Source organism: Kytococcus aerolatus (genome assembly GCF_900187395.1).
GTDB lineage: Bacteria > Actinomycetota > Actinomycetes > Actinomycetales > Dermatophilaceae > Kytococcus > Kytococcus aerolatus.
Map to the genome: position 1 here is coordinate 156825 of NZ_FYEZ01000002.1, position 24032 is coordinate 180856.

Consider the following 24032-nt stretch of genomic DNA (forward strand, 5'->3'; position numbering starts at 1 on the left):
CCGCGGGAGGGGATGGGCGTCGCGCGTGTGCGCATCCCGCCGGGCGGCCCGTGGGCGACCGTCGCCGAGGCGCTCGCGGAGGTGACCGGGCAGCCGGAGCTCGTGGCGGCCGGCGTCGCGGCGGGCGAGGTGGTCGTCGACGACGGGGTGCCCGGCTCGCGGGGGCTGGTGGTGGATGCGGCCACGGAGTACCTGCCGACCGGGCCGCGGCGGCGGGTGGCCTGGCTCTACCGGCCGTACCCGACCGAGCCCGAGGTGCCTGGCGGGCTGCCGGTTCTCCAGGCTGACGAGCACTGCGTGGTGGTGGACAAGCCGCCCTTCCTGGCGACGATCCCGCGTGGGGTGCACGTGCAGCAGACGGTGGTCGCACGCGTGCGCGAGGACTTCCCCGAGGCCGTGCCGGTGCACCGGCTGGACCGACTCACCTCCGGGGTGCTGCTGTGCGCCCGCACCCCCGACGCGCGGCGGCCCCTGCAGCAGCTCTTCGAGCAGCGCCGGGTGACCAAGGCCTACGAGGCCGTGGTGTCGCTCCCCGCCCAGGACACGTCCGGTGCCTTCCGGGTGTCACCGGGAGTGGCAGGCCTGGGGCTCGGGGAGCGCGTCGAGCGGGCGGTCGGCGAGCAGGAGCACCAGCTGGTGAAGAAGCGGGGGAACCAGCAGGTGGCCGTGGTGCCCGGTCCGCCCAACGCGCTCACCCGCATCGAGGCCGTGGAGGTGGACGAGGCGGCCGGCCGGGCCCGGCTGCGGCTCCACCCGCATACCGGGCGCACCCACCAGCTGCGGGTGCAGCTGGCGCACCTGGGGCTGCCGATCGTCGGCGACCCGCTCTACCCGGTGCAGACCGAGCAGGTCACCGGGGACTTCTCGAAGCCGCTGCAGCTGCTGGCCACCCGGCTGGAGTGGACCGACCCGTGGACGGGGGAGGCCCGGCGGGCGGAGTCGCGCTCTCCTCTGCTTGGCTGACCCGCATGCGCATCGAACGAGTTGTGCCGATCCTGACGGTGGCGGACCTGCAAGCCACGACCGCGCATCATGAAGAGGTCCTCGGGATGCAGCGGGTCATGGATCACGGATGGATCGTCACTCTGGCGGACGGCGCGGGGCACCAGCTGAGCCTGATGACGAAGGACGCGACCGCACCGGTCAACCCGGTGCTCTCGGTCTTCGTGGACGACGTCCAGGAGGCCCACGATCGGGCTGTCGAGGCCGGCCTCGAGATCGTGCATCCGCTGACCGACGAGCCGTGGGGCGTGACCCGTTTCTTCTACCGGGGCCCAGATGGGCAGGTGGTCAACGTGGGAAGTCACACTCCCTGACGGCAGGAAGGCGTCACCGTGCCGTTGGTCACAGGGGCCTCCGCAGGCGTGGGGGCGGATCGGCGTGCAGCCACCCGCGCGTGCTGCTGGGGAGTCGCGCCCGCCGTGCGCAGCCAGTGCTCGGAGCGGTCAACCGTGACGACCCACCCTGGCCGCCCCCAGGCCCTCCACGCCGATGCGGCGGTTCCACTCGGCGAGGTCCATGAGCGCGATCCCTGTCACGCTGCCGTGCCGCCCGGAAACGGCAGCCGCACCAGGCGCCTCAGGCCGATCCGGCATCGCGGATCGTTGTCATCGCAGCCCGGCAGCCAGCCGCCCAGCGTTGGTAGGAGGGGCGCATGCGGAGCGCGAAGTCGTTGTCGGCACAGGCCGCCTTGACCTCGTAGGACATCCCGACAGCCGCGAAGAGGCTGAGGACGGCGCGGGCGGGGAGGCCGGACCTGGCGAAGAAGGCGGCGAGGTCGAGATCTGCGCCGTTCGTGGCGGCATCCAGGAAGAGGAGTGCGCGATCGATCCACGGAGCTCCCATCTTCGCCTGTCCCCAGTCCACCACCAGGACCCGATCCGCGGTGCACACCAAGTTGTCGGAACGGATGTCCCAGTGGCAGAGATCCGCTCCCTGAACCTGGGCAACCGCGTCGGCGGCCAGCCCGCTCACCCACTCCTGCAACCACCAAGGATCCACACTGCCCTCGAGCGAGGGAAGGTGCTGCCAGGTGCTTCTGATGCTGTTGGAGGACTCAGCGACCGTCGGGACACTTGGCGGCCGGACGCCCTGGAGCGATTGCGACAGGCTGCCGAGGGTGTGGAAGCAGGTCCGGAAGACCCTCTCGTCCCACGGGGCGGCCGGCTGCGTTCCGGGGACGAACTCACGCAGCAGGTACCGGTACCCCTGATGCACACCACCACCGAGGAACGCGGGCACGGCGTCGACAGCGGGCAGGGCGCGGCTCACCTGTGTCTCGTGGAGGAGGAGATCGGCGCTGCCGTACGGGGCGTCCAGAGGGCACACCTTCCCGAGGACCGGGCGCCCGGCCGCGTCCTCGGCCACGAACACCGGCCCCGGGGATGCACCTCCTGCCAAGTCCGTGGCGCCCGCCAGATCCAGCCCGAACCTCGCTTCCAACCGCGCACGAAAGCCCTCTGGAAGGTCCTGGGCCTTCATCCGGCCCTGCTGCGTCGTGCTGCTCATGTGCTGACATCCTTCCGTGGTGCATCGCTCGCTGCCAGCGTAGTCCCGAATGTCTCGATCGCGGTGACAAGAGCCTCCACGCCCTCGTCCGGCACCGCGTTGAACAGGCACGCCCGTAGATGGCCACAAAGGCGGTATCCCGCGAGCCCATGAAGGCCGAGAGTGCGCGCGTGCTCTGTGAAGGCCTGTTCCTGCGCCTCGTTCTCCAGCCGAAACGTGATGCTGACCCGCGAACGAGAGTCGGGGCGGGCCAGACCTGCGAAGGTCGCGGCATGGGTATCCAGTGCCGTGTACACACGATCCGCCCTGATCCGGCTGCGCTCTTCCAGGGCGGCCAAACCGCCCATGCTCAGGCACCACTGCAACATCAGGCGAAGCACGTGAACCGCTCCGGTGACCGGTGTGTTGAGCATGGATTCCGCCTCACGCCAAGCGTCGAGGCTGGCAAAGGAAGGAAGATGCCTGGCGCAGGGTCGCAAGTCACGCCTCATCACTACGACGCACACGCCGGCCGTGCCCAGGTTCTTGTGAGACGTGGCGTAGAGGAGCGACACCTTGTCCCACTCCACTGCCCGGGTGAGGAAGTCGCTCGAGGCGTCGACGAACAACGGGACACCCGATCGCATTTGGGGCAGCGTGGAGAACTGCGTCCCTCTGTCCGTGTTGCTGGAGGTGATGTGGACGTAGTCCATGCCCTTGTCCGTAAGCCTCTCGCCAGACCGGCACGCTGAACGGGGGAGCGGACTCGCCGCCGTACTCGACGATCCTGCCGAACACCCGTGCTTCAGCCGCCGCGAAGGACGAGAAGGAACCTGTCATGCAGTACCGGGCTGTTCCACCGGGAGGGAGGAAGTTCGCAGGCAAGACGCGAACATCCGTCGGGCACCCCCGGGGAGCAGAAGCACGTCGAACTCGTCCGGGATGGACATGACATCCCGCAGCAAGGCCACCGTGAGAGCGAACTCCTCGCGGAAGGCTGGCGTGCGGTGCCCCACCTCCAGGATCCCCAGAGAGCTCCCCCGACAGTCGCAGTCACGCCGCGTGTGCGCGCGTGGTTCGTGATCAGCTCGTACTCGATCGGGGTCAACCGGCCCGCTCGGTCCCGTCGGCGGCGGTGTTACGTCCTCTCGATCCAGGTAATGATCCTGGCCCGCAGCCCCTCTCGGAGGGCCCAGCCTGGCCGGGCCGGGACGTTCTTCTGCAGCAACGCGAAGGAGGACTCCATCGCTGCGTTGTCCCCAGCGGCCCCCATCTGGCGCATCGATCCGATCAGTCCGTGGCGAGTGAGCGCTCCTGGACCAGCCGCTCGGAATGCTGGCCGGTCAGCGTCTGCGTCGTGGTGATGCGCAGAGCGCCGCCCACCACTTCCTGCTGCCAGGTGCGCAACATCGTGGAGCGTCCGCTGCGGTGGGTGGTGCGCTTGGTCTCGGCCGTCACGTCCTTGGTGCGTGGCCCCAGGTGGGTGTCCACCCGCCTGGACCCGCCTCCACTGAGCTGTTCGACCTGCCAGCGGACGAACGCCTCCTGCTGTGGAGTCGGGATCTGACACACCACGTGGCGCGAGATGGCGAGGTCGAACCAGCCCTTCAGACCTTCGGCCGCCGGCAGCTCCGTGGCCGCCTGGGAGCAGGCGCCCCGGGGAAGGACTGTGACACTGCCGCTCACCCCCGCATCGACCAGACGTCACGCCAGTACTGCGCGTGCGGTGGGGTCAGGTTCCAGGTCGATGATCTCGGCCCCCCGGGGTAGGTCCGGGCCAGGAGCAGTGTCCCCTGTCCGATGCCGGGGCCGCACTCCAGAATCGTCGAGACCGTCTCCGCAGGGGTGCGTTCAGCGAGGTCGGCGGGGTGGATGACGTGGTTGGGGGCAGGGCCCACGTAGGCGTAGAACTCTTGGCTCGCGGACGGCTCGCCGTGGACCTGCTCGTGCAGGACTGCCATGCGCGGTCAGCCTTCCTTGAGCCGGACCATCCCCTCCTGCGCCACCGAGGCCATGAGCGTGCCGTCCTCGTGGAACAGGCGGCCGACGCCGAGACCGCGGCCGGACTGCGCCGAGGGGGAGGACTGGGTGTAGAGCATCCACTCGCCGACCCGCGGCACGCGGTGGAACCACATGGCGTGGTCGAGGCTCGCCGGGCGCAGGCGCGGGTCGGACCAGGAGATGCCGTGACGGCGCAGCACCGGCTCCAGCAGCGTGTAGTCGGACATGTAGGCGGTCGCGGCGGCGTTGAGCAGCGGGTCCGTGGGCATCTCGCCGGTGAAGCGCACCCACACGCTCTGCCGGTCGTTGCGCGCGAACTCCTTGCCGTACAGCGGCGAGTCCACCCAGCGCATGTCGACCGGGCGGCCGCGCACCAGGAAGGCCACGCGCGGGTCGTCGACGTCCTTGAGCAGCTCGGCGATGGAGGGCAGCTCCTCCGGGCGCGGCACGTTCGGCATCTGCTCCTGGTGGTCCAACCCGCCAGCCGGCTCCTGGAAGGAGGTGATCATCGACAGCAGCACCCGGTCGTCCTGGTAGGCGTGCACCCGGCGGGCGGAGAAGGAGCGGCCGTCACGCATGCGCTCCACCTCGAAGCGGATCTCGCGGCTGGAGTCCGCCGGGCGCAGGAAGTAGCCGTGCAGGGAGTGGATGTGGCGTTCGCCCTCGCCGTGGATCTCGTCGACCGTGCGGCCGGCGGCCATGATGCACTGGGCGAGCACCTGCCCCCCGAAGGCGCGACCGTTCGGCTGCGGTTGGCTCTGCCCCATGAAGGTGTTGGCCCCCAGCGCCCGGATGTCGAGCACCTCGAGCAGCTGGCCGAAGGGATCCTCCGGCAGCTGGTACCCGGAGCGGTGCCCCAGATCCGAGGTGATGCCGGAGCTCTCCTCGCGGGGAGCGGCGTTCTGGTCGGGCTTCTGCTGCGCGTTGTCCGTCACGAGGCCACACTCAATCACGACCACCACGGCCGTGCCCACCCCTGTCCGCTCGGGAATCGCCTGAGACGATGGCACGCATGGTCGACAACCCCACCCCGCAGCCCGACCGCCGTGGTCCGGGCCAGCTCACCACCCACCACTCCACCACGCAGGGGCCCCGCCCGTACCGGCTCAACGTGCCGCTGCGCTGGTCGGACATGGACGCCTACGGGCACGTGAACAACGTGGTCTTCCTGCAGCTCCTGGAGGACGCCCGGGTGCAGGGGATGCGCGAGTGGTTCACCGGGTCCAGCCCGTTGGACACCGGTCTGCTCGTGGCCTCCCACAAGGTGGAGTACCTCCGCCCGGTGGAGTTCCGCTACGCCCCGGTCGTCGTCGACATGTGGATCGGCACCGTCTCGGGGGGCAGCTTCAGCGTGGAGTACGAGCTCTGCGAGCACCCCCTGGCCCACGCCGCGGAACCGGCCGCGCTCGACGCCCCGGTGCCCACCGAGGACGGCCTGCCGGTCGCGCTTCGGGCCAGCACCGTGATCGTCACCTACGACTTCGCCACCGCCCGCCCGCGCCGCCTCACCGCCGACGAGCGCGCCGTGCTCACCTGGTACCAGGACGACCCGGTGGAGTTCCGCCGGTGAGCCGTGTGGGTGGCGCGCAGCCGGTCATCGAGCTCCCCGCCGCGGAGCACCTGCAGGACCTCGCCACCTTCGTCGGCCGGGCCAAGCGGATCGACCCCGAGGGGGCGATCCGCCTCGTGGCCGAGGGCGGGCGCCTCACCACCTGGGTGTGCGCCGTGCCGGGCGCGGGCCTCACTGGGCAGGGGACCGTGCTCGGGATGCGCGCTGTGGAGGCCGAGGTGAGCGAGCCGGTCGACCTCGTCGTGCCGCTGGCCGCGCTCACCGACCGCTTCGCCGCCCACGAGCCGGGCGCCCGCACCCTCTCGGTGCCGCCCTCGGAGGTGCGGGCCGCCTGGGCGAGCGTCACCCCGCCCCGCACCGGCTGGGAGCCGGTGGCCCGGGTGGACGTCGCCGATCTGGAGGAGCTCGCCCGGCAGGGCGCCGCCGAGGTGGCCGCCGGCGCTCCGGAGGGTTCCGGCGCCGCCGCCGTGGCCGACCTGCGCCGCCGCGTGTGGTCGCGCCCCGTGGGCAGCGGGTGGCCGCAGGGGCTGGCCTTCGCTGCCAGCACCCTCGGGCTGCTCGCCGACGCCACCGAGACGGTCGTGCTCCGCAGCGGCCCGTGGTGGCGTTGCTCCGCGCCGCACGGCCACGCTCTGGCACGCTGAGGGCGACGACGGGCACGAGCTGAGCCCGGACCACGAGGAGGAGTCCATGTCGTTGCTGTGGAGTGTCGGCGGAATGTTGGCCCTGGTGCTGATCGCCTGGTTGTTCTCGGTGGACCGGTCAGCCGTCCGCTGGCGCACCGTGGCAGCGGCGCTCGCCCTGCAGGTGGGCTTCGGGGTGATCACCCTCTTCTGGGGCCCCGGTCAGCGCGCGCTGGAGGCGGTCTCCCGCGGCGTCTCGGCGGTGATCGGCTCGGCCAACGCGGGTATCGAGTTCGTCTTCGGGCCGGTGCTCCCCGAGGAGGGGTCGGTCTTCGCCTTCCAGGTGCTCCCGGTCATCATCTTCTTCGCCTCGCTGACCGCCGTGCTCTTCCACCTGGGGATCATGCAGAAGGTGGTCAACCTCCTCGGCAACGGGCTCGGGTTCCTGCTGGGCACCGGGCGGTACGAGTCGGTGAACGCCGCCGCCAACATCCTCGTCGGCCAGACCGAGGCTCCGCTGGTCATCAAGCCCTACCTGCGCCGACTGGACGAGTCCGCGCTCTTCGCGGTGATGGTCGGGGGCCTGGCCACGGTGGCCGGCTCGGTGCTGGCCGGCTACGCCCTGCTGGGGGCGAAGATGGAGTACCTCATCGCCGCCTCCTTCATGGCGGCCCCCGGTGCCCTGCTCATGGCCAAGATCATGGTGCCCGAGGGGGTCTCCGCCCCGGTCCGGGCCGGGGTCGGATCCGCCGCCGCGGTGGCGCCCGGTGCGGGCTCCACCCGTGCCGAGGATCGGCTCGAGGCCCCGGAGGAGGTCGACCCCGCCGAGGAGCCGGCCGTCGAGGACGAGCGGGCCGACAATGTCATCGAGGCCGCCGCCCAAGGAGCGCAGGACGGTCTGAAGCTCGCGCTGACCGTGGGCGCCATGCTGCTGGCCTTCATCTCCCTCATCGAGCTCATGAACCTCCTGCTCGGCACCGTCGGCGGTTGGTTCGGGCAGCCCGAGCTCTCCTTCGAGCAGCTGCTCGGCTGGGTCTTCGCCCCGGTGATGCTCCTGGTCGGCGTGCCCTGGGCCGAGGCGGGCTCCTCCGGGTCCTTCCTGGGGCAGAAGATCGTGCTCAACGAGTTCGTCGCCTTCGCCAACTTCACCTCGACCACCGAGGGGATGAGCGAGCGGACGCAGGCCATCACCACCTTCGCCCTCACCGGCTTCGCCAACCTCGGCTCGCTGGGCATCCTCCTGGGCGGGCTCGGCGGACTGGTCCCCGAGCGCCGCGGGGACATCGCCCGGCTCGGGCTGCGCGCGATCCTGGCCGCCACCCTGGCCAATCTCATGAGCGCCGCCATCGCCGGCCTGCTCATCGGCTGACGGAGGGCGACCCGGGGCCCCGAGCGGGGGAGGTGCTGGCACCATGAGGAGCATGCGCATCGGACTGCTCACCGCTGGCGGGGACTGCCCCGGACTCAACGCCGTCATCCGGGGCGTCGTGCTCAAGGGCACGCGCCTGCACGACCACGAGTTCATGGGGGTGCGCGGTGGGTGGCGCGGCCTCGTGGAGGATGACATCGAGCTCCTCACCCGCCACCAGATCCGGGGCCTGAGCAAGCAGGGGGGCACCATCCTCGGCACCTCCCGCGTCGGCCCCTACGGGGAGGGCAACGGGGGAGCGGCCCGGGTCAAGGAGACGATGGCCAGGCACGGCCTCGACGCCCTCGTGGCCATCGGGGGCGACGGCACGCTGACCGTCGCCCGGATGCTCCACGAGGAGGGCGTCCCGGTCGTCGGCGTGCCCAAGACCATCGACAACGACCTGGCCGCCACCGACGTGACCTTCGGCTTCGACACCGCGGTGCAGATCGCCACCGAGGCCATCGACCGCCTCCGCACCACCGGCGACAGCCACCAGCGGTGCATGGTCGTGGAGGTCATGGGGCGCCACGCCGGGTGGATCGCCCTGCACGCCGGGATCGCCGGGGGTGCGCACGCGATCCTCGTGCCGGAGGTGCCGCTGCGCTGGGAGCAGGTGGCCGACTGGGCGCAGCAGACCGCCGACCGTGGCCGTGCCCCGCTGGTCGTGGTGGCCGAGGGTTTCACCCCCGAGGGCGGCGAGGAGGTGACCACCGGTGGGGTGGACGGCTTCGGCCGCCCGCTGCTCGGCGGGATCGGGGTGCAGGCCGCCGCGAATCTCCAGGAGCTCACCGGCATCGAGACCCGCTGCACGACGCTCGGTCACCTCCAGCGTGGTGGCTCGCCGTCGGCCTACGACCGGGTGCTCGCCACCCGCTTCGGCACCGCGGCGCTCGACGCCGTCCACGAGCACGACTACGGGCAGATGGTGGCCCTGCGCGGAACCGAGGTGGTCCGCGTCCCGCTGGCCGAGGCCACCATGCAGACCAAGGCTGTCCCGCGCGAGCAGTGGGAGGAGGCGGCCATCCTCTTCGGCTGATTCGGAAGGGTGGCCGACCAGAGAGCAGCTGACTGCGGCGGTATTGCTTGCAGAGTGCTAGCATCGGTGCATGAAGACCCTCTACGTCCGGGACGTCCCCGACGACGTGGCTGAGCGCCTCAAGGAGCGGGCCGCTGCCGCGGGTCAGTCCCTGTCCGCCTATGTGGCCGGCCAGCTCACGACACTCGCCTCGCGCCCCACGAACGCCGAGGTGGCGCAGCGGCTGCACGCGCGCCAGCGCGACGAGGGACTCTCGCGCGAGGAGGTCGTGGAGCGGGTGGCGGCGAGCCGTCGATGATCGTCGTCGATGCGTCGGCGGTGGTGGAGGCGCTCGTGGGGCAGCGACCCGCCCCGGGGCTCCTGGAGCTGCTCGCCGGGGAGCTCCACGCCCCGCACCTGCTCGACGTGGAGGTCTCCTCCGTCCTCCGCGGACTGTCGCTGGGCCGCCGGCTCACCGACGGTGTGCTCGAGGAGGCCCGGAGCGACTACGCAGCGCTCACGATCACCCGGTACGAGCACCAGGCCCTGGCCGACCGCTGCTGGGATCTGCAGCACCAGTTCACGACCTACGACGCGAGCTATCTCGCCCTGGCCGAGGCACTCGGTGCCCCGCTCGTCACCTGCGACGCGAAGCTGGCCGCCCCTGGGCACCGGGCCGCGGTGCACGTGCTGCCCCTCATGGGCTGAGTGCGCACACGTAGCGGGCCCCGCACCTGGAGGTGCGGGGCCCGCTGCGCGGGGGAGGTCGCTCAGGCGGTCAGGGAGCCGCGCAGCCAGACGGTGTGGTCCCGCTCCACGCGCGTGGCCTGCGAGGGGCCGCCGGTGAGGCTGTCCAGGAGCACCTCGGCGCCCTCGGGGAGCTCGACGCCCTCGCCGGCGGTCACCGTCACGACGGTCACCGGGGCGTCGGCCGGACCGGCCTGGAAGGCCAGGACGTCCTCACCGAAGCCGTCCACGAAGGACAACCCGCCGGTGGCGGTGCCCAGCTCGTGGCGCAGCGTGAGCATCCGCCGGTAGAGCTCCAGCGTGGAACCCTCGGCGCCGGTCTGCTGGTCCACCGCGAGGCGGCCGTAGGACTCCGGCTGGGGCAGCCAGGTCTCCCCGGTCGGCCCGAAGCCGTGGCCGGGCGCCTCGGCCTCCCACGGCATCGGCACGCGGCAGCCGTCGCGGCCCACCTGCTCCTCGGCCGTGCCGCGGGTGCGGTGCCAGGCCGGGTCCTGCCGGGCGTCGGGGTCCATCGTCGTGTGCTCCGGCAGACCCAGCTCCTCGCCGTAGTACAGGTAGGACGAGCCGGGCAGGGCCAGCATCATCGCGGTGGCCGCCCGGGCCCGGCGCAGACCCAGCTCGGCGTCCGGCTGCGGGTCGTCGGCGCCGATGCCCTGCGGGCGCGGGGTACCCACCGGCAGGGCCAGCCGGGTGGCGTGGCGGATGACGTCGTGGTTGCTCAGCACCCAGGTGGTCGGGGCACCGACCCCGTCGTTCGTCTGGAGCGAGCGCTCGATGCAGGCGCGCAGGTCCGCCGCCCGCCACGGGGTCTCCAGGAAGTCGAAGTTGAACGCCTGGTGCATCTCGTCGGGGCGCACGTAGCGGGCCAGGCGGGAGGTCTCCGGCACCCAGGCCTCGGCGCACAGCACCCGGTCGCCCTCGTACTCGGCGAGCACCTCGTGCCAGCGGCGGTAGATCTCGTGCACCTCGTCCTGGTCCCACATCGGTCCCTGGTTCGACGCGGTGTTCGCCCCGGCCATCGTGGCCACGGCGGAGAAGTCCGGCAGACCCTCGGCCTTCACCAGGCTGTGCGCCACGTCCACCCGGAAGCCGTCGACGCCACGGTCGAGCCAGAAGCGCAGCACGCCCTCGAAGTACTCCCGGACCTCCGGGTTGCGCCAGTTGAAGTCCGGCTGCGAGGAGTCGAACAGGTGCAGGTACCACTGGCCGTCCTCCACCCGGGTCCAGGCGGCGCCGCCGAAGACCGAGCCCCAGTCGTTCGGCGGCTCCTCGCCGTTCTCACCCTTCCCGTCGCGGAACATGTAGCGCTCGCGCTCCGGGGAGCCGGGGCCGGCGGCCAGGGCAGCCCGGAACCACTCGTGCTGGTCCGAGGAGTGGTTCGGCACCAGGTCCACGATGACGCGCAGGTCCAGCTCGTGGGCGCGCGCGATGAAGGCGTCGGCATCGGCCAGGGTGCCGAAGATCGGGTCGATGTCGCAGTAGTCGGTGACGTCGTAGCCCGCGTCCTTCATGGGGGAGACGTAGAAGGGGCTCACCCAGACGGCGTCGACACCGAGGGCGGCCAGGTGGTCCAGGCGGGCGGTCGTGCCCGGCAGGTCGCCCAGGCCGTCGCCGTCCGAGTCGGCCCAAGAGCGCGGATAGATCTGGTAGATCACCGCGCTGCGCCACCACTCGGAGGCGGTGGCGGGGGCGTGGACGAGGGGACCGGTGGTCAGGAGGTTCTCAGTCACACGTCCCATTGTGGGCCAGTCGTCCCGCGGAGGGGCCACCTGGCCTCGGGTGTGACCAGTTCCTCACGGATCCCGCGCCGGGGCTCAGTCCTCGAGGCGGCGGACGCTCAGCCGGGGACGCGGCACCTCGGTGCTCGAGCGCACCGGCGGGGACTCCGGGGTGGCCTCCGGGTCCTCCAGGGTGTTCACCATCGCCTGGGCCGAGCGCAGGAAGTAGCTGCGCATCATCCCCGCAGCCGGCTCCGGCAGGTCGAGCTGCTCCATCGCACCGAGCATGTGCCGCAGCCAGCGGTCCCGCTGGGTGGGAGTCACCGCGAAGTCGACGTGCCGCATGCGCAGGCGCGGGTGGCCCCGCAGCTGCGAGTAGGTGGTGGGCCCGCCGAAGAACTGCTCGAGGAACATGCGCAGCCGCTCCTCGGCCGGGCCGAGGTCCTCCTCGGGGTACATGTCGCGCAGCGGCGGGTCGGCGGCGACGCCCTCGTAGAACAGGCGGGTGAGTCGCACGAAGGTCTCGTGCCCGCCGACCATCTCGTAGACGGTCTGCGGGGCCTCCTGGCCACCGGGGGCGGTCGTGTCGGCGGGGGTGCTCCCGACCGAGGGAGTGGGGTCGTCAGCGGGGCGGCTCATGGCCCCAGTCTCGCACCGGCGGTCCGGGCACCCCCGCGGCGTCCAGGGCCGCCTTCGCCGCCTGCCGGATCTCCCGGGCCGCCGCGTACTGCTGGCCCGGCACGCAGTCGGCCAGCACCCGGACGGTGAACATGCCGTCTCGCACGTCCTGCAGGCCAGCCACCGTCGGCCCGTCCCGGAAGGTGCCGGCGGAGCGTTCGCGCAGCCCGACCATCGCCTCGGTGAGCAGGTCGATGACGCGGCCCGGGTCGGCGCTGTAGGCCACCGGCACGTCCACGGTCACCACCGGGGCGCCCTGGCTGGTGTTGCCCACCCGCAGGATCTCGCCGTTGCGGATGTACCAGACCACCCCGTCGGCGGCCCGCAGCCGGGTGACGCGGAGGGTGACCTCCTCCACCTCGCCGGCGGCCTCGCCGAGGTCCACCCAGTCGCCCACGCCGTACTGGTCCTCCACCATGAGCATCACGCCGCTGATGACGTCCTTCACGAGCGACTGCGCGCCGAAGCCGATCGCCAGGCCGCCGATGCCGGCGCTGGCCAGCAGCGGGGCCAGCGGGAGGCCCACCTGGTCGGCCAGCATGAGGATGGCCACGGTGGCGATGGTCACCGAGGCCACGCTGCGCAGCAGGCTGGAGAGGGCCAGTGCCCGCTGGCGTCGACGCTCACGCCCGAGCGGCCCGCCCGCGCCGTGCTCGTCGACCATCCACCGGGTGAGCCGGGCGATGAGCCGCCGCGCCAGGGCACGCAGCACGAGGGCCCCGACGACGATGAGGACGATCGCCAGCCCGTGGCCGAGCAGCCAGGAACCGACCCGGTCGCCGACCGCCTGCACCCGGGGGTCCAGGGCGGGCAGGAGGCCGACGGCGGGTCCGGTCAGCGGGTTCATCGAGCTCAGCGGGGGCAGCGCCTCAGCAGGACGCGTCGAAGCGCTGGGCGGCCAGCGCGCGGATCGTGCCGTCGCGGTTCTCCGCGATGACGCGGCGCAGCGCACCGGAGGCACCCGGCTGGCTGTCGAGCCAGCTGTTGGCCGCGTCCACCAGCTCCTGGGTCACCAGGGCGTGCGGGTAGAAGCCGCCGGCGATCGCCTCGGCGATTGCGTGGGTGCGCTCGTCCCACATCGCCCCCACCTGCTCGAAGTAGGGGGCCACGAAGGGCTCCAGGTCGGCCGGGTCGGCCACCCGCTGCCAGCCGGCCCCGGTGGCTACGACCTCGGCGTTGGGCAGCGAGGGGGAACCCCAGACGGCATCCCACGCGGCCCGCTTGCTCGCGGCGTCCGGCCGGGCGGCACGGGCCCGGGCCAGGCGCTCGGCGCCCGACGCGGTCCGGTCCCGCTCGCCCTCCAGGAGGAGGGCGTCCTCGGTGAGCGCCCCGTTCTTCGCCAGACCGGTGACCAGGGCCCAGCGCATGTCGGTGTCGATCGGCAGGCCCGGCAGCTCCTCGGTGCCGTCCACGAGGGCCTGCAGGAAGCGCACGTCCTCCTCGCCGACGGCCGCGGCGGCCCAGGCGGTCGCCAGCTGCAGCTGCAGGTCGGATCCCGGGGCGGCCTCGCGGACCATCCGGCGCAGCTCGGCGGCCAGGTGGTGGGCGGCCTCCTGCCGGTGCTCGGGGGCCACGTAGCGGGAGGCGGCGGCCTCCATCTGCGAGAGCAGGATCCGCACCAGGGTGGAGTCGGTCTCCCCGGGCAGAGCGCGCAGGGCCAGCGCGAGGAAGTCGCGGGCGGACATCTGGGCGTCGCGGGTCATGTCCCAGGCGGCGCCCAGCACCACGGCGCGCGGCAGCGAGCTCGTGAAGGCGTCGACGTGGGCGGTCGCGGTGGCCAGGCTCACCTCGTCCAGGCGCACCTTGGCGTAGCCCAGGTCGTCGTCGTTGAGCAGCAGCAGGCCGGGGCGCTTCCGGCCCACCAGCTGCGGCAGCTCGGTGCGCTCGCCCTCGACGTCGAGCTCCCAGCGGTCGGTGCGGACCAGCTCGTCGTCCTGCAGGTCGTAGGCGCCGACCGCGATCCGGTGCGGGCGCAGCGTGGGCAGCACCGCGGTGGCGGTCTGCAGGATCGTGGCGGCGGTGACGGTCCCGTCGGTGTCGGCCTCGACGACCGGGGTGAGGGTGTTGACCCCGGCGGTCTCCAGCCAGGCCGCCACCCAGGGGGCCAGGTCGCGCCCGGAGGTGGCCTCCAGGTGGCGCATGAGGTCCACCAGGGTGGTGTTGCCCCACTGGTGCTCGCGGAAGTAGCTGCGCAGCCCCTCGCGGAACTCGTCCTCACCCACGTAGGCGACGAGCTGCTTGAGCACGCTGGCACCCTTGGCGTAGGTGATGCCGTCGAAGTTCACCTCGACGTCGGCCAGGTCGCGGATCTCCGCGACGATCGGGTGCGTGGAGGAGAGCTGGTCCTGGTGGTAGGCCCAGGTCTTCTCGCTGATCGCGAAGGTGGTCCAGGCGGTCTCCCACTGGGTGGCCTCGGTCTGGCAGGTGGTGGACGCCCACTCGGCGAAGGACTCGTTGAGCCACAGGTCGTTCCACCACTTCATGGTCACCAGGTTGCCGAACCACATGTGGGCCAGCTCGTGCAGCACGGTGAGGGCGCGGCGCTCCACCAGGGAGTCCGGCACGGCCGAGCGGAAGACGTAGATCTCGGCGAAGGTCACGCAGCCGGCGTTCTCCATCGCTCCCATGTTGTACTCGGGCGTGAAGATCTGGTCGTACTTCGTGAAGGGGTAGGGCTGGTCGAAGTACTCCTCGTAGAAGCCGAAGCCGGCCTTGGTGATGGCGAAGATGTTCTCCGCGTCGAGGTGCTCCTGCAGGCTCCGGCGGGCAAGGACGCCCAGCTCCACGATGCCCCGGCGGGTCTCCACCCGGTCCCCGCGGCGGATGTACGGGCCGGCCACCAGGGCCGTGATGTAGCAGGACATCCGGGGGGTGGGGGCGAAGGTCCAGGTGGCGCACTCCACCGGGGTGTCCCCGGTGAGGGTGCCCATGCCGGCCGGCTCGGGGGCCGGGGTCGGCTCGTTGGAGACGACCTCCCAGTGCGCCGGGGCGGTCACGGTGAACTGGAAGGTCGCCTTGAGGTCCGGCTGGTCGAAGACCGGGAACATGCGGCGGCAGTCGGCCACCTCGAACTGGGTGTAGAGGTACACCTCGCCGTCGGCGGGGTCCACGAAGCGGTGGAGGCCCTCCCCGGTGTTCATGTAGCGCCCCACGCCCTCGATCTCGAGCTCGTGCTCGCCCGGGGTCAGGCCCGTCACCGGGAGGCGCGCGCCGTCGAAGGTGCTCGTGTCCAGCGCGATCCCGTCGAGCGCGGCGGAGGTCACCGAGTCGCCGATGAAGTCCACGAAGGTCGCGCCGGCCTCGTGGCAGGTGAGCACGATCCGTGACCGGGTCGCGAACGTGGTGGGGCCGGTGGTGACGTCCACCTCCACCTCGTAGGAGGTGACCTCCAGGAGCGAGGAGCGCTGCATCGCCTCGTCGCGGGTCAGGTTCTTGCCGGGCACGGGGACCTCCGGGGTGGTGGTGGCGGGACGGCCAGAGTGTTTCACGGATGTGTCGATCATCACGTCCCCGGCCGAGCGGGCGGGGCCGGCTGGCAGGATGGGGTCCATGACTGCTGAGGCCACGACCCGCACGCCCGTCGAGATGTTCTTCGACCCGACCTGCCCATGGGCCTGGATGACCAGCCGGTGGCTCCAGGAGGCCGCCGAGCTGCGCGACCTGGACGTCACCTGGTCGCTCATGTCGCTCGCCGCGCTCAACGAGGGGCGCGACCTGCCGGAGGACTACGCCACAGCCATGGACCACGCCTGGGGGCCGGCGCGCGTGATCTCGGCGGCCGTCGCCGCCCACGGCCAGGAGGTCTCCAAGCCCCTGTACGACGCGATGGGGGAGCGCTTCCACCCCGGCGGTCGGGGGAACGTGGAGGAGGGGCCGGCCGTCATCGCCGAGTCGCTCGCCGAGGTGGGGCTCCCGGCAGAGCTGGCCGAGGTGGCCTTCCCAGAGGGCGTCGGCACGGTGCCGGAGGACGAGATCACCGCCGACCTGCGGACCCGCCAGCAGCGCGTCGTCGACCTGGTCGGCGGCGAGGTGGGCACGCCCGTCATCGCCCTGGAGGGCACCGCCTTCTTCGGCCCCGTCGTGACCCCCGCCCCCACGGGCGCGGAGGCGGCCCGCCTCTGGGACGGCTGCGTGCTCGTGGCCTCGACCCCCGGCTTCTACGAGCTGAAGCGCACCCGCGACGCCGGTCCGCAGTTCTGAGCCTTCCGGGGGGCGTCCGCCCGCCAGGGGCCCGTCCCCTGATCCGCTGATCCCCGCACGAACCGCCGAACTGACGAGGAGCACGTCGTGCCCGAGCCCACCCCTGCCCGCACCGTCCACATCGGGGGCGACCACGCCGCCTACGAGCTGCAGCGCGAGCTGGTCCGCTGGCTGGTCGAGGAGGGCCACCAGGTCGTCGACCACGGCCCGCTGGAGTACGACGCGGCCGACGACTACCCGGTCTTCGTGCTGCCGGCCGCCCGCGCCGTCGCCGCCGACCCGGAGGCGCGCGGCATCGTGCTGGGCGGCTCCGGGAACGGGGAGCAGATCGCGGCCAACAAGGTGGCCGGGGTGCGGGCCGCGCTGGCCTCCTCGCCGGAGCTGGCCGCCCTGGCCCGCCAGCACAACGATGCCCGGATCGTGAGCATCGGGGCCCGCTTCACGGACGTGGCCACCGCCCAGGAGATCGTGCGGGCCTTCCTGACCACGGAGTTCGAGGACGAGGAGCGCCACGCCCGCCGGGTGGCCATGCTCGAGGCCTACGAGGCCGACGGCACCCTCCCGGCCTGAGCCCGGGAGCCCGGGGGGAGGCCCCCTCCGGGCACGGTTGCGCGGGTCCGGACCGTCCTGGCCCTCCTGGCTGGTGGGGCCGTCGGGGAGAGGCCCTCGAGGATCTCGCCGACCTTGTCCTTCATGCCGCCGGAGTCGTTCGTGGCCATGGGGCCTACTGGTGCTGTGGGGTGTGCGCGCCGAGCGGCGCGATCCGCGTCAGCCTCACACGCGGCCCGGCGGGGCAAGGCGATCTCCGGGGCAGGTGGGCTGCGGCGCTGCTGGAGCGGGAACGACCGAGCCCCCGGAAGGGTTCCGGGGGCTCGGTGCGGGGTGGTGCAGGGGGTCAGGCGTTCTGGTCGCCGGAGAAGCCGTCGAGGGTCTCACCGACCTTGTCCGCGCCCTGGTCGATCTTGTCGCCGTGCTTGCCGCCGGTCTTCTGGTCGGCCATGTCAGCGGCCTTGTCCAGGCCCGCGTCGGCCTTCTCCTTGTTGTCGTCGTAGGCCTGGCCGGCCTTGTCCTTCATGCCGTCGAGGTTCATGCCCATGGTGTGCCTCCTGTGTTGCATCCGTCGGTCGGGCCCGTGGCCCGCGGTTCCTCACCACCCTCGCACAGGGGGCCGGAGGACACAAGGATGGGTGAGGGAGGCCACGTCGAGGGTTCGCCCTGGCCGTCGCCGCGCCACTGGGAGCAACCGGTCAACCCCGGGACTGTCGTGGGGTCAACCGGTTGCCTCCGGTCAGCCGCGGGGAGCAACTAGTTGACCCTGAGCGTGTCGAGCAGGGCCCGGGGAAGGAGCAGGTGGTGACCGGGCAGTCGAGAAGGTAACCGGTGCGCATCTCGTGCGTCATCGCGTGGCCGGATGCGGACCGGTACGCATGTGGACTGTCGGGCTGCGGACCGGTGCGCAGGTCGTCGAGCGGGGCGGCCGAGAGGGGCACGGGTGCGCGCGTGGTCCGGAGGGAGGGAAGCGTCCGCTGCGGCTGGGGCAAGACGTGGAGCGGGCGACGGGAATCGAACCCGCACAACCAGTTTGGAAGACTGGGGCTCTACCATTGAGCTACGCCCGCAGGACATCCGCCGGATCCTTTCCCGAGCCGCTAGGCGGACGGGTTGGTGGCGAACGACCGGCAGCGTACCCTACGCCGGTCCCCATTCCGGGTGACGGGGTATGGCGCAGTTTGGTAGCGCGTCCGCTTTGGGAGCGGAAGGCCGCCGGTTCGAATCCGGCTACCCCGACCACCTAGCATGACCAGCCAACGCAGGGTCGACGACCGCCCCTGCCCCCCACGCAACGGAGACGAGAGACGTGAAGAGTGCCGTCGAGAACGTGAACCCCACCCGCGCGAAGGTCTCGGTGGAGGTTCCGCACGAGGAGCTGAAGCCGGCCATGGACGAGGCCTACAAGGTCATCGCCGGCCAGGTGCAGATCCCCGGCTTCCGCAAGGGCAAGGTGCCGGCGCGCATCATCGACCAGCGCTTCGGTCGTGGCACCGTGGTCCAGGAGGCCGTGAACTCGGCGATGCCGGACCTGTACGCCCAGGCGATGGTGGAGAACGAGCTCTCGCCGATCGGTGAGCCGGAGGTCGAGATCACCGACGTCCCGGTCGCCGACGGCGACCCGCTGAAGTTCACCGTCGAGGTGGACGTGCGCCCGACGATCGAGCTGCCCGACACCGACGGCCTCGAGGTCGAGGTCGACGCCGTCGAGGTGTCCGACGAGGACGTCGAGAAGCGCATGGAGGACCTGCGGGAGCGCTTCGGCACGCTCAAGGGGGTCGACCGGGCCGCGCAGGCCGACGACCACGTCTCCATCGACCTCAAGGCCGAGATCGACGGCGAGGAGATCGACACGGTCGAGGGCGTGAGCTACCAGATCGGCCAGGGCACCATGATCGAGGGGCTGGACGAGGCCCTGACCGGCATGGAGGCCGGCCAGACCAAGACCTTCACCGCCCCGCTGGCCGGTGGCGAGCGTCAGGGCGAGGACTCCGAGGTCACCGTGACCGTCCAGTCCGTCAAGGAGCGCGAGCTGCCGGAGGTGGACGACGAGTTCGCCCAGCTGGCCTCCTCCTTCGACACCGTCGACGAGCTGCGGGAGGACCTGCGCAAGCAGGCCGAGCGCAACGCCGCCTTTGGTCAGGGCGTGGCCGCCCGCGACAAGATCCTCGAGAAGCTCCTGGCGGAGATCGACATCCCGGTGCCGGAGAAGATCGTCGAGGCCGAGGTCGTGGCGCACCTGGAGGGCGAGAACCGCCTCGACGACGACGCCCACCGTGAGGAGGTGCGCACCAGCACCGAGGAGGCGCTGCGGGCCCAGTTCCTCCTCGATGCCCTGGTGGAGCGCGACGAGGTCGAGATCGAGCAGAACGAGCTCCTCGAGTACCTCATGATGTCCGCCCAGCAGTCCGGCATGGACCCGAACCAGTTCATCGGCATGCTCGACCAGCAGGGCCAGATCGGGCAGGTCGTCGAGGAGGTCCGCCGTCGCAAGGCGCTGGCCAACGTCCTGGAGACCGCCAAGATCGTCGACACCAACGGCCAGCCGGTCGAGCTCGACGCGCTGGACGAGGACGAGGACGAGGCCGCCGACGCGGCCGAGTGACCTGACTCCCGCCCCCTTCCGCTGGGGGCGAACAGCCGCACCCCCGGGACGAAACCCGGGGGTGCGCGCGTTAGCGTCCAACGAAGAGACGCCCGACGTCCGACGAAGGAGAAGACGCACGTGAGCGAGCACAACGCACCGATCCCTGCCCAGGCCTCGGAGGGGGCCCGGCTGGCGGGGCTGGACGACCAGATCTACAACCGGCTGTTGAAGGAGCGCATCGTCTTCCTCGGCTCCGACGTGCGTGACGACAACGCCAACGCCATCTGCGCGCAGCTGCTGCTGCTCTCGGCGGAGGACCCGAATGCCGACATCTGGCTGTACATCAACTCCCCGGGCGGCTCGGTGACGGCCGGCATGGCGATCTTCGACACCATGAACTGGATCCCCAACGACGTCGCGACCGTGGCCATGGGCCTGGCCGCCTCGATGGGCCAGTTCCTCCTCTCGGCGGGCACTCCGGGCAAGCGGTACGCGACCCCGCACTCGCGGGTGATGATGCACCAGCCCTCCGGCGGCGTCGGTGGCACGGCCTCGGACATCAAGATCCAGGCCGAGCAGCTCCTGCACATCAAGCGCCAGATGGCCGAGCTCATCGCCCAGCACACCGGGCAGACCGTCGAGCAGATCACCCAGGACTCCGACCGAGACCGCTGGTTCACCGCGGCCGAGGCCAAGGAGTACGGCTTCGTCGACCACGTCTTCCAGACCTCGACCGACACGCGGGACGTGCAGAAGAGCGAGGTCGCCGGCGAGGAGCACGCCCACGGAGCCCCCGACCAGGGCGAGGGCGACCCGGCCTCGCCGTCCGGGGAGGGGGAGAAGTGAGCCTGCCCCTCGACCCCACCGCGTACCGCACGCCCCAGATGTCCGGAGGGACCATGAACCACGCCGAACACGGCCGCCTGGCCGTCCCTGGCCCCAGCTCCCGCTACGTGCTCCCGCAGTTCGAGGAGCGCACCGCCTACGGCACGAAGCGCCAGGACCCCTACACCAAGCTCTTCGAGGACCGCATCATCTTCTGCGGCGTCCAGATCGACGACGCCTCGGCGGACGACATCATCGCCCAGCTGCTGGTGCTGGAGTCGCAGGACCCGGACCGTGACGTGCTCATGTACATCAACTCCCCGGGCGGCTCGTTCACCGCGATGACGGCCATCTACGACACGATGCAGTTCATCCGCCCCGACGTGCAGACCTTCGTGCTCGGCCAGGCCGCCTCGGCCGGTGCCGTGCTGCTGGCGGCCGGTGCGCCGGGCAAGCGCTTCGCGCTGCCGAACTCGCGCATCCTCATTCACCAGCCCGCGATGGAGGGCATGGGCGGCATGGCCTCCGACCTGGAGATCACCGCCAACGAGGTGCTGCGCATGCGCACCTGGCTGGAGGAGACCTGGGCCAAGCACTCCGGGCAGACCGCGGAGAAGGTCCGCCAGGACATCGAGCGCGACAAGATCCTCTCCGCCGAGGAGGCCAAGGAGTACGGCCTGGTGGACGCCGTGCTGCCGAGCCGCAAGGCCGCGCTGGAGGGCTGATCCCCCCGGCACCCGCGCACCGCACGACGAGGCCGTCACCGGAGGGTGGCGGCCTCGCTGTCGGTGGGCGGAGGTAGCGTGAGGGCAACGCCCGACGGGGCGCCCGCAGGGGGCGTTCCCCGGTGCACGGACGTGCGGCGGGCAGCACGGGAGGAGTGGCCATGACGCGTTCCGGCACGGGTGCCGACTACCTGACCTGCTCCTTCTGCGGCAAGAGTCAGAAGCAGGTCCGCAAGCTCATCGCCGGACCGAGCGTGTACATCTGCGACGAGTGCATCGAGCTGTGCAACGAGATCATCGAGGAGGAGTTCCCCACCGCGACCGTGGAGAGCCTCGAGAAGATCCCGACGCCGCGGGAGATCCACGCCTTCCTGGGGGACTACGTGGTCGGGCAGGAGGCCGCCAAGCGGTCGCTGGCCGTCGCGGTCTACAACCACTACAAGCGGGTCGAGGCCAGCGGGTCCCGCCCGGAGGACGACGAGGCGCCGGAGGTGGCCAAGTCGAACATCCTCCTCATCGGGCCGACGGGGACGGGCAAGACCTACCTGGCCCAGACCCTGGCCCGGATGCTGCAGGTGCCCTTCGCCATCGCCGACGCCACCGCGCTCACCGAGGCGGGCTACGTCGGCGAGGACGTCGAGAACATCCTGCTCAAGCTCATCCAGGCCGCCGACGGGGACATCGCCCGCGCGCAGACCGGGATCATCTACATCGACGAGATCGACAAGATCACGCGCAAGAGCGAGAACCCGTCGATCACGCGCGACGTGTCGGGGGAGGGCGTCCAGCAGGCGCTGCTGAAGATCCTGGAGGGCACCACCGCCTCGGTGCCGCCGCAGGGTGGGCGCAAGCACCCCAACCAGGAGTTCGTGCAGATCGAGACGCACGATATCCTCTTCATCGTCGGGGGTGCCTTCGCCGGGCTGGAGGACATCGTCCGGGAGCGGGAGGGCTCCGGGGGGCTGGGCTTCGGGGCCTCGCTGCAGGTGCGGCAGGCCGAGGGGGAGCTGCTGCGCAAGGTGCGCCCGGAGGATCTGGTGCGCTTCGGGCTCATCCCAGAGTTCATCGGCCGCCTGCCGGTGCTCACCACCGTCGACGCGCTGGACACCGAGGCCCTGGTCGACATCCTCACCACCCCCCGCAACGCCCTGGTGAAGCAGTACCAGCACATGTTCTCCCTCGACGGGGTCGAGCTGGAGTTCACCGAGGGGGCCACCCGGGCGGTGGCCGAGCGCGCCATGGAGCGCGGCACCGGTGCGCGGGGGCTCCGTTCGATCATGGAGGACATCCTCCAGCCGGTGATGTTCGACATCCCCAGCGACGACGAGATCGAGCGGGTGGTGATCTCCGAGGAGGTCGTCGCCCACAGCGCCGAGCCGCTGGTGGTGCGCCGCGGCGAGGGCTCCAAGCGTTCCCGGCGCAAGAGCGCCTGAGAGGGGAGCCGGGCGTGCGGACCACCCTGGAGGCCGGGCAGCAGCTCCCGCGACAGTCCACCGGCGTGACCTGCGGGGCGGCCAGCCTCGTGGTGGCCGAACGGCTCCTGGAGGGGATGCCCCTGCCGGCCCCGGACGACACGGTGGAGGCCGAGGACTTCCGGGGAGCCGAGCTCACGCGCTTCGGCCGCACCAACAACCCGTGGGAGGCACGGGCTCTGCGCGCGCCCTGGCCGATGGCGCTGGGCACCCCGCCGTGGGGCGCGCTGGCCGAGCTGCGGGGCGTCGTGCGTCGGGAGCGGGGCGGTTGCCCGCGCTACGTGCTGCGCCAGGTGTGGCGCGGGGGAGCGGAGGCCCTCGCCGGGGCGCTGGAGGGGATCGCGGCGGACCTGCCCGCCCTGCTCTACGTCGGGCAGCGGACCATGCCCCGCCACGTCTGCGTGGTGGCGGCCGACTCCTCCGGCCGGTGGGTGCTCTACGACCCGGCGGCCGGCACCGTCGTGCCCGCCGACGTGGACGCCCTGGCGGCCGGGGAGCAGCGGGTCGCGGGCTGGCGCCAGCCCTGGCTCGTCATCGCACCCCGCTGACGAGCCAGGGGCGGGGTCAGGACCCCCGCAGCTCCGGTTGGTGCTTACCGATCCGCCACGGCAGCAGCCACGCCACCAGAGGGACGGCGGCCAGCGCCCAGAGGGCTGGCCACGGCAGGTCGGTCGCCCGCCATGCGGCCAGGGCGGCGAGGGCGGTGAGGACCGGCGGAACGATCGCCACGAACCGGTCGGCACCGCGCGGTTCCCCCTTCGTGCGGCCGCTGACGAAAGCCAGACCGGCCAGGAGGGACACCACGAGGCAGACGGCACCAACCACCAGGAGCCCCTGGCCCCCCAGCGACACGGCGGCCGACCCGAACAGAGCAGCAAGGAGCCATGGGATGTTCATGCGTGTCATCGGCTCGCCCCTCTCATGTTCGGGTGTTAGCGCGACCACGGAGTGGCGCACCACGCACCGCCGGCCGCGAGGGAGGCCGCGAGCCCCACAGCGCCGCCCTTGACGGCCTGGCGGCCCAGGAACTTGACCATCGCCTCAGCGGCGTCCTTCCACGCGTGCCGGTTGATGTAGCCAAGGATCGTACCTTCGGCTGAGCCGAAGATGAGACCGAAGCCGGTGTAGTTCAGGACACACTCGCCATAACTCGTTCCGGCTGTGTGTACCAGGCCATCCCGCTGGCTGGAGGAAGCATCGGTGCGCGCCACCTTCGTGAACTCATGAATGATGGCCCCGCCCTCGACGGGGCCAAAGCGCTCAATGATGCCAGCGCGGTCGATCACGAACGTACCGTCGGGGCGCTGCTGCATGCCATCGGTGAAGAGAGCCTCGAGGTCAGAGGCCAGCTGGTCGACCTCCTCCGGACTGACGGCATCGGAGGAGGTCACGCCCATGTCGTCTGTGGGTGTGGTTGGGGAGGC

Annotated in this window: 27 protein-coding genes and 2 tRNA genes; 16 read left to right on the plus strand and 13 right to left on the minus strand. The window is 71.6% G+C overall.

All coding sequences use genetic code 11. The features are described 5' to 3' along the window. Nucleotides 1–12 precede the first annotated feature (12 nt). The gene (locus CFT82_RS07700; RefSeq protein ID WP_088818502.1) at nucleotides 13–963 is read left to right on the plus strand and encodes a pseudouridine synthase; all 951 of its coding nucleotides are present in this window, start codon (nucleotides 13–15) and stop codon (nucleotides 961–963) included. 5 nt (nucleotides 964–968) lie between these two features. Then, the gene (locus CFT82_RS07705) at nucleotides 969–1316 is read left to right on the plus strand and encodes a VOC family protein (protein WP_088818503.1); all 348 of its coding nucleotides are present in this window, start codon (nucleotides 969–971) and stop codon (nucleotides 1314–1316) included. Between the two features lie 262 nt (nucleotides 1317–1578). On the opposite strand, the gene CFT82_RS07710 is transcribed toward CFT82_RS07705, so the two are convergent. From CFT82_RS07710 to CFT82_RS07735, 5 genes are all read right to left on the minus strand, one after another. Continuing rightward, the gene (locus CFT82_RS07710) at nucleotides 1579–2508 is read right to left on the minus strand and encodes an aminoglycoside phosphotransferase family protein (RefSeq protein WP_088818504.1); all 930 of its coding nucleotides are present in this window, start codon (nucleotides 2506–2508) and stop codon (nucleotides 1579–1581) included. Continuing rightward, the gene (locus CFT82_RS07715) at nucleotides 2505–3296 is read right to left on the minus strand and encodes an aminotransferase class V-fold PLP-dependent enzyme (protein WP_268807427.1); all 792 of its coding nucleotides are present in this window, start codon (nucleotides 3294–3296) and stop codon (nucleotides 2505–2507) included. The genes CFT82_RS07710 and CFT82_RS07715 overlap by 4 nt, the downstream gene beginning before the upstream one ends. Before the next feature lie 481 nt (nucleotides 3297–3777). Further along, nucleotides 3778–4173 (minus strand): hypothetical protein, encoded by a 396-nt coding sequence (locus CFT82_RS07725; RefSeq protein ID WP_088818507.1) that lies wholly within the window; start codon nucleotides 4171–4173, stop codon nucleotides 3778–3780. Then, nucleotides 4170–4448: a hypothetical protein gene (locus CFT82_RS07730; protein ID WP_088818508.1), complete on the minus strand. Its 279-nt coding sequence runs from the start codon at nucleotides 4446–4448 to the stop codon at nucleotides 4170–4172. The genes CFT82_RS07725 and CFT82_RS07730 overlap by 4 nt, the downstream gene beginning before the upstream one ends. Before the next feature lie 6 nt (nucleotides 4449–4454). After that, nucleotides 4455–5423, minus strand: coding sequence for an acyl-CoA thioesterase (locus CFT82_RS07735; protein WP_088818836.1), 969 nt, complete (start codon nucleotides 5421–5423; stop codon nucleotides 4455–4457). 77 nt (nucleotides 5424–5500) lie between these two features. Between CFT82_RS07735 and CFT82_RS07740 the strand changes: the two genes are divergently transcribed. The 6 genes from CFT82_RS07740 (at nucleotide 5501) to CFT82_RS07765 (ending at nucleotide 9815) form a co-directional block, all read left to right on the plus strand. Continuing rightward, the gene (locus CFT82_RS07740; protein WP_088818509.1) at nucleotides 5501–6058 is read left to right on the plus strand and encodes an acyl-CoA thioesterase; all 558 of its coding nucleotides are present in this window, start codon (nucleotides 5501–5503) and stop codon (nucleotides 6056–6058) included. After that, nucleotides 6055–6702: a hypothetical protein gene (locus tag CFT82_RS07745; protein WP_143469568.1), complete on the plus strand. Its 648-nt coding sequence runs from the start codon at nucleotides 6055–6057 to the stop codon at nucleotides 6700–6702. Before CFT82_RS07740 ends, CFT82_RS07745 begins: the two co-directional genes overlap by 4 nt. 46 nt (nucleotides 6703–6748) lie before the next feature. Then, nucleotides 6749–8050: a NupC/NupG family nucleoside CNT transporter gene (locus CFT82_RS07750; RefSeq protein WP_088818511.1), complete on the plus strand. Its 1302-nt coding sequence runs from the start codon at nucleotides 6749–6751 to the stop codon at nucleotides 8048–8050. A 52-nt stretch (nucleotides 8051–8102) separates the two neighbouring features. After that, the gene (locus CFT82_RS07755; protein ID WP_088818512.1) at nucleotides 8103–9128 is read left to right on the plus strand and encodes a 6-phosphofructokinase; all 1026 of its coding nucleotides are present in this window, start codon (nucleotides 8103–8105) and stop codon (nucleotides 9126–9128) included. Nucleotides 9129–9198: 70 nt separating this feature from the next. Then, nucleotides 9199–9426, plus strand: coding sequence for a FitA-like ribbon-helix-helix domain-containing protein (locus CFT82_RS07760; protein ID WP_088818513.1), 228 nt, complete (start codon nucleotides 9199–9201; stop codon nucleotides 9424–9426). Continuing rightward, entirely contained in the window at nucleotides 9423–9815 is a 393-nt protein-coding gene (locus CFT82_RS07765) for a type II toxin-antitoxin system VapC family toxin (protein ID WP_088818514.1), read from the plus strand. The genes CFT82_RS07760 and CFT82_RS07765 overlap by 4 nt, the downstream gene beginning before the upstream one ends. 62 nt (nucleotides 9816–9877) lie before the next feature. Here CFT82_RS07765 and CFT82_RS07770 read toward each other — a convergent pair whose 3' ends face one another. From CFT82_RS07770 to pepN, 4 genes are all read right to left on the minus strand, one after another. Beyond that, nucleotides 9878–11593 (minus strand): glycoside hydrolase family 13 protein, encoded by a 1716-nt coding sequence (locus CFT82_RS07770; protein WP_088818515.1) that lies wholly within the window; start codon nucleotides 11591–11593, stop codon nucleotides 9878–9880. A 75-nt stretch (nucleotides 11594–11668) separates the two neighbouring features. After that, on the minus strand, nucleotides 11669–12211 hold the full coding sequence (locus CFT82_RS07775) for a globin (protein WP_088818516.1): 543 nt from the start codon (nucleotides 12209–12211) through the stop codon (nucleotides 11669–11671). Beyond that, a complete protein-coding gene (locus CFT82_RS07780; protein WP_088818517.1) occupies nucleotides 12195–13097 on the minus strand; it encodes a mechanosensitive ion channel family protein in 903 nt (300 codons plus the stop codon). The genes CFT82_RS07775 and CFT82_RS07780 overlap by 17 nt, the downstream gene beginning before the upstream one ends. Nucleotides 13098–13119: 22 nt before the next feature. Continuing rightward, the gene (gene pepN, locus CFT82_RS07785; protein ID WP_200815097.1) at nucleotides 13120–15693 is read right to left on the minus strand and encodes an aminopeptidase N; all 2574 of its coding nucleotides are present in this window, start codon (nucleotides 15691–15693) and stop codon (nucleotides 13120–13122) included. Between the two features lie 106 nt (nucleotides 15694–15799). Here pepN and CFT82_RS07790 point away from each other — a divergent pair, with 106 nt between their 5' ends. Both CFT82_RS07790 and CFT82_RS07795 read left to right on the plus strand, forming a co-directional pair. Continuing rightward, nucleotides 15800–16450: a DsbA family protein gene (locus CFT82_RS07790; RefSeq protein WP_088818518.1), complete on the plus strand. Its 651-nt coding sequence runs from the start codon at nucleotides 15800–15802 to the stop codon at nucleotides 16448–16450. An 87-nt stretch (nucleotides 16451–16537) separates the two neighbouring features. Beyond that, a complete protein-coding gene (locus CFT82_RS07795) occupies nucleotides 16538–17020 on the plus strand; it encodes a ribose-5-phosphate isomerase (protein ID WP_088818519.1) in 483 nt (160 codons plus the stop codon). A gap of 325 nt (nucleotides 17021–17345) precedes the next feature. Here CFT82_RS07795 and CFT82_RS07800 read toward each other — a convergent pair whose 3' ends face one another. Both CFT82_RS07800 and CFT82_RS07805 read right to left on the minus strand, forming a co-directional pair. After that, nucleotides 17346–17546 carry an antitoxin gene (locus CFT82_RS07800; RefSeq protein ID WP_088818520.1) on the minus strand — a complete coding sequence of 67 codons (201 nt, stop codon included), beginning with the start codon at nucleotides 17544–17546 and terminating at the stop codon, nucleotides 17346–17348. 449 nt (nucleotides 17547–17995) lie between these two features. Then, a tRNA-Gly gene (locus CFT82_RS07805) sits at nucleotides 17996–18069 on the minus strand. A 95-nt stretch (nucleotides 18070–18164) separates the two neighbouring features. Between CFT82_RS07805 and CFT82_RS07810 the strand changes: the two genes are divergently transcribed. The 6 genes from CFT82_RS07810 (at nucleotide 18165) to CFT82_RS07835 (ending at nucleotide 23156) form a co-directional block, all read left to right on the plus strand. Next, nucleotides 18165–18241 (plus strand) — tRNA-Pro (locus CFT82_RS07810). Between the two features lie 67 nt (nucleotides 18242–18308). Continuing rightward, on the plus strand, nucleotides 18309–19604 hold the full coding sequence (gene tig / locus CFT82_RS07815) for a trigger factor (RefSeq protein ID WP_088818521.1): 1296 nt from the start codon (nucleotides 18309–18311) through the stop codon (nucleotides 19602–19604). Nucleotides 19605–19724: 120 nt separating this feature from the next. Beyond that, the gene (locus CFT82_RS07820) at nucleotides 19725–20432 is read left to right on the plus strand and encodes an ATP-dependent Clp protease proteolytic subunit (protein ID WP_088818522.1); all 708 of its coding nucleotides are present in this window, start codon (nucleotides 19725–19727) and stop codon (nucleotides 20430–20432) included. 53 nt (nucleotides 20433–20485) lie between these two features. Further along, a complete protein-coding gene (locus tag CFT82_RS07825; RefSeq protein ID WP_088818838.1) occupies nucleotides 20486–21136 on the plus strand; it encodes an ATP-dependent Clp protease proteolytic subunit in 651 nt (216 codons plus the stop codon). 161 nt (nucleotides 21137–21297) lie between these two features. Beyond that, nucleotides 21298–22569 carry an ATP-dependent Clp protease ATP-binding subunit ClpX gene (gene clpX / locus CFT82_RS07830; protein WP_088818523.1) on the plus strand — a complete coding sequence of 424 codons (1272 nt, stop codon included), beginning with the start codon at nucleotides 21298–21300 and terminating at the stop codon, nucleotides 22567–22569. 14 nt (nucleotides 22570–22583) lie between these two features. Continuing rightward, a complete protein-coding gene (locus CFT82_RS07835; protein WP_088818524.1) occupies nucleotides 22584–23156 on the plus strand; it encodes a hypothetical protein in 573 nt (190 codons plus the stop codon). Between the two features lie 16 nt (nucleotides 23157–23172). Here the strand turns inward: CFT82_RS07835 and CFT82_RS07840 are convergent, their stop codons facing one another. Both CFT82_RS07840 and CFT82_RS07845 read right to left on the minus strand, forming a co-directional pair. Further along, nucleotides 23173–23514, minus strand: a complete 342-nt coding sequence (locus CFT82_RS07840; RefSeq protein ID WP_088818525.1) for a hypothetical protein — start codon at nucleotides 23512–23514, stop codon at nucleotides 23173–23175. A 26-nt stretch (nucleotides 23515–23540) separates the two neighbouring features. Next, nucleotides 23541–23999: a hypothetical protein gene (locus CFT82_RS07845; protein WP_407656030.1), complete on the minus strand. Its 459-nt coding sequence runs from the start codon at nucleotides 23997–23999 to the stop codon at nucleotides 23541–23543. Nucleotides 24000–24032: the final 33 nt, after the last annotated feature.

Bases quoted from the DNA above. Each gene is read 5' to 3' on its own strand.
- CFT82_RS07740 (WP_088818509.1), top strand. From the start codon at position 5,501: ATGGTCGACAACCCCACCCCGCAGCCCGACCGCCGTGGTCCGGGCCAG.
- CFT82_RS07700 (WP_088818502.1), top strand. From the start codon at position 13: ATGGGCGTCGCGCGTGTGCGCATCCCGCCGGGCGGCCCGTGGGCGACC.
- CFT82_RS07760 (WP_088818513.1), top strand. From the start codon at position 9,199: ATGAAGACCCTCTACGTCCGGGACGTCCCCGACGACGTGGCTGAGCGC.
- CFT82_RS07755 (WP_088818512.1), top strand. From the start codon at position 8,103: ATGCGCATCGGACTGCTCACCGCTGGCGGGGACTGCCCCGGACTCAAC.
- CFT82_RS07775 (WP_088818516.1), bottom strand. From the start codon at position 12,211: ATGAGCCGCCCCGCTGACGACCCCACTCCCTCGGTCGGGAGCACCCCC.
- CFT82_RS07705 (WP_088818503.1), top strand. From the start codon at position 969: ATGCGCATCGAACGAGTTGTGCCGATCCTGACGGTGGCGGACCTGCAA.
- CFT82_RS07750 (WP_088818511.1), top strand. From the start codon at position 6,749: ATGTCGTTGCTGTGGAGTGTCGGCGGAATGTTGGCCCTGGTGCTGATC.
- CFT82_RS07770 (WP_088818515.1), bottom strand. From the start codon at position 11,593: ATGGGACGTGTGACTGAGAACCTCCTGACCACCGGTCCCCTCGTCCAC.
- CFT82_RS07840 (WP_088818525.1), bottom strand. From the start codon at position 23,514: ATGACACGCATGAACATCCCATGGCTCCTTGCTGCTCTGTTCGGGTCG.
- CFT82_RS07765 (WP_088818514.1), top strand. From the start codon at position 9,423: ATGATCGTCGTCGATGCGTCGGCGGTGGTGGAGGCGCTCGTGGGGCAG.
- CFT82_RS07730 (WP_088818508.1), bottom strand. From the start codon at position 4,448: ATGGCAGTCCTGCACGAGCAGGTCCACGGCGAGCCGTCCGCGAGCCAA.
- CFT82_RS07780 (WP_088818517.1), bottom strand. From the start codon at position 13,097: ATGAACCCGCTGACCGGACCCGCCGTCGGCCTCCTGCCCGCCCTGGAC.
- CFT82_RS07800 (WP_088818520.1), bottom strand. From the start codon at position 17,546: ATGGGCATGAACCTCGACGGCATGAAGGACAAGGCCGGCCAGGCCTAC.
- CFT82_RS07790 (WP_088818518.1), top strand. From the start codon at position 15,800: ATGACTGCTGAGGCCACGACCCGCACGCCCGTCGAGATGTTCTTCGAC.
- CFT82_RS07825 (WP_088818838.1), top strand. From the start codon at position 20,486: ATGAACCACGCCGAACACGGCCGCCTGGCCGTCCCTGGCCCCAGCTCC.
- CFT82_RS07710 (WP_088818504.1), bottom strand. From the start codon at position 2,508: ATGAGCAGCACGACGCAGCAGGGCCGGATGAAGGCCCAGGACCTTCCA.
- clpX (WP_088818523.1), top strand. From the start codon at position 21,298: ATGACGCGTTCCGGCACGGGTGCCGACTACCTGACCTGCTCCTTCTGC.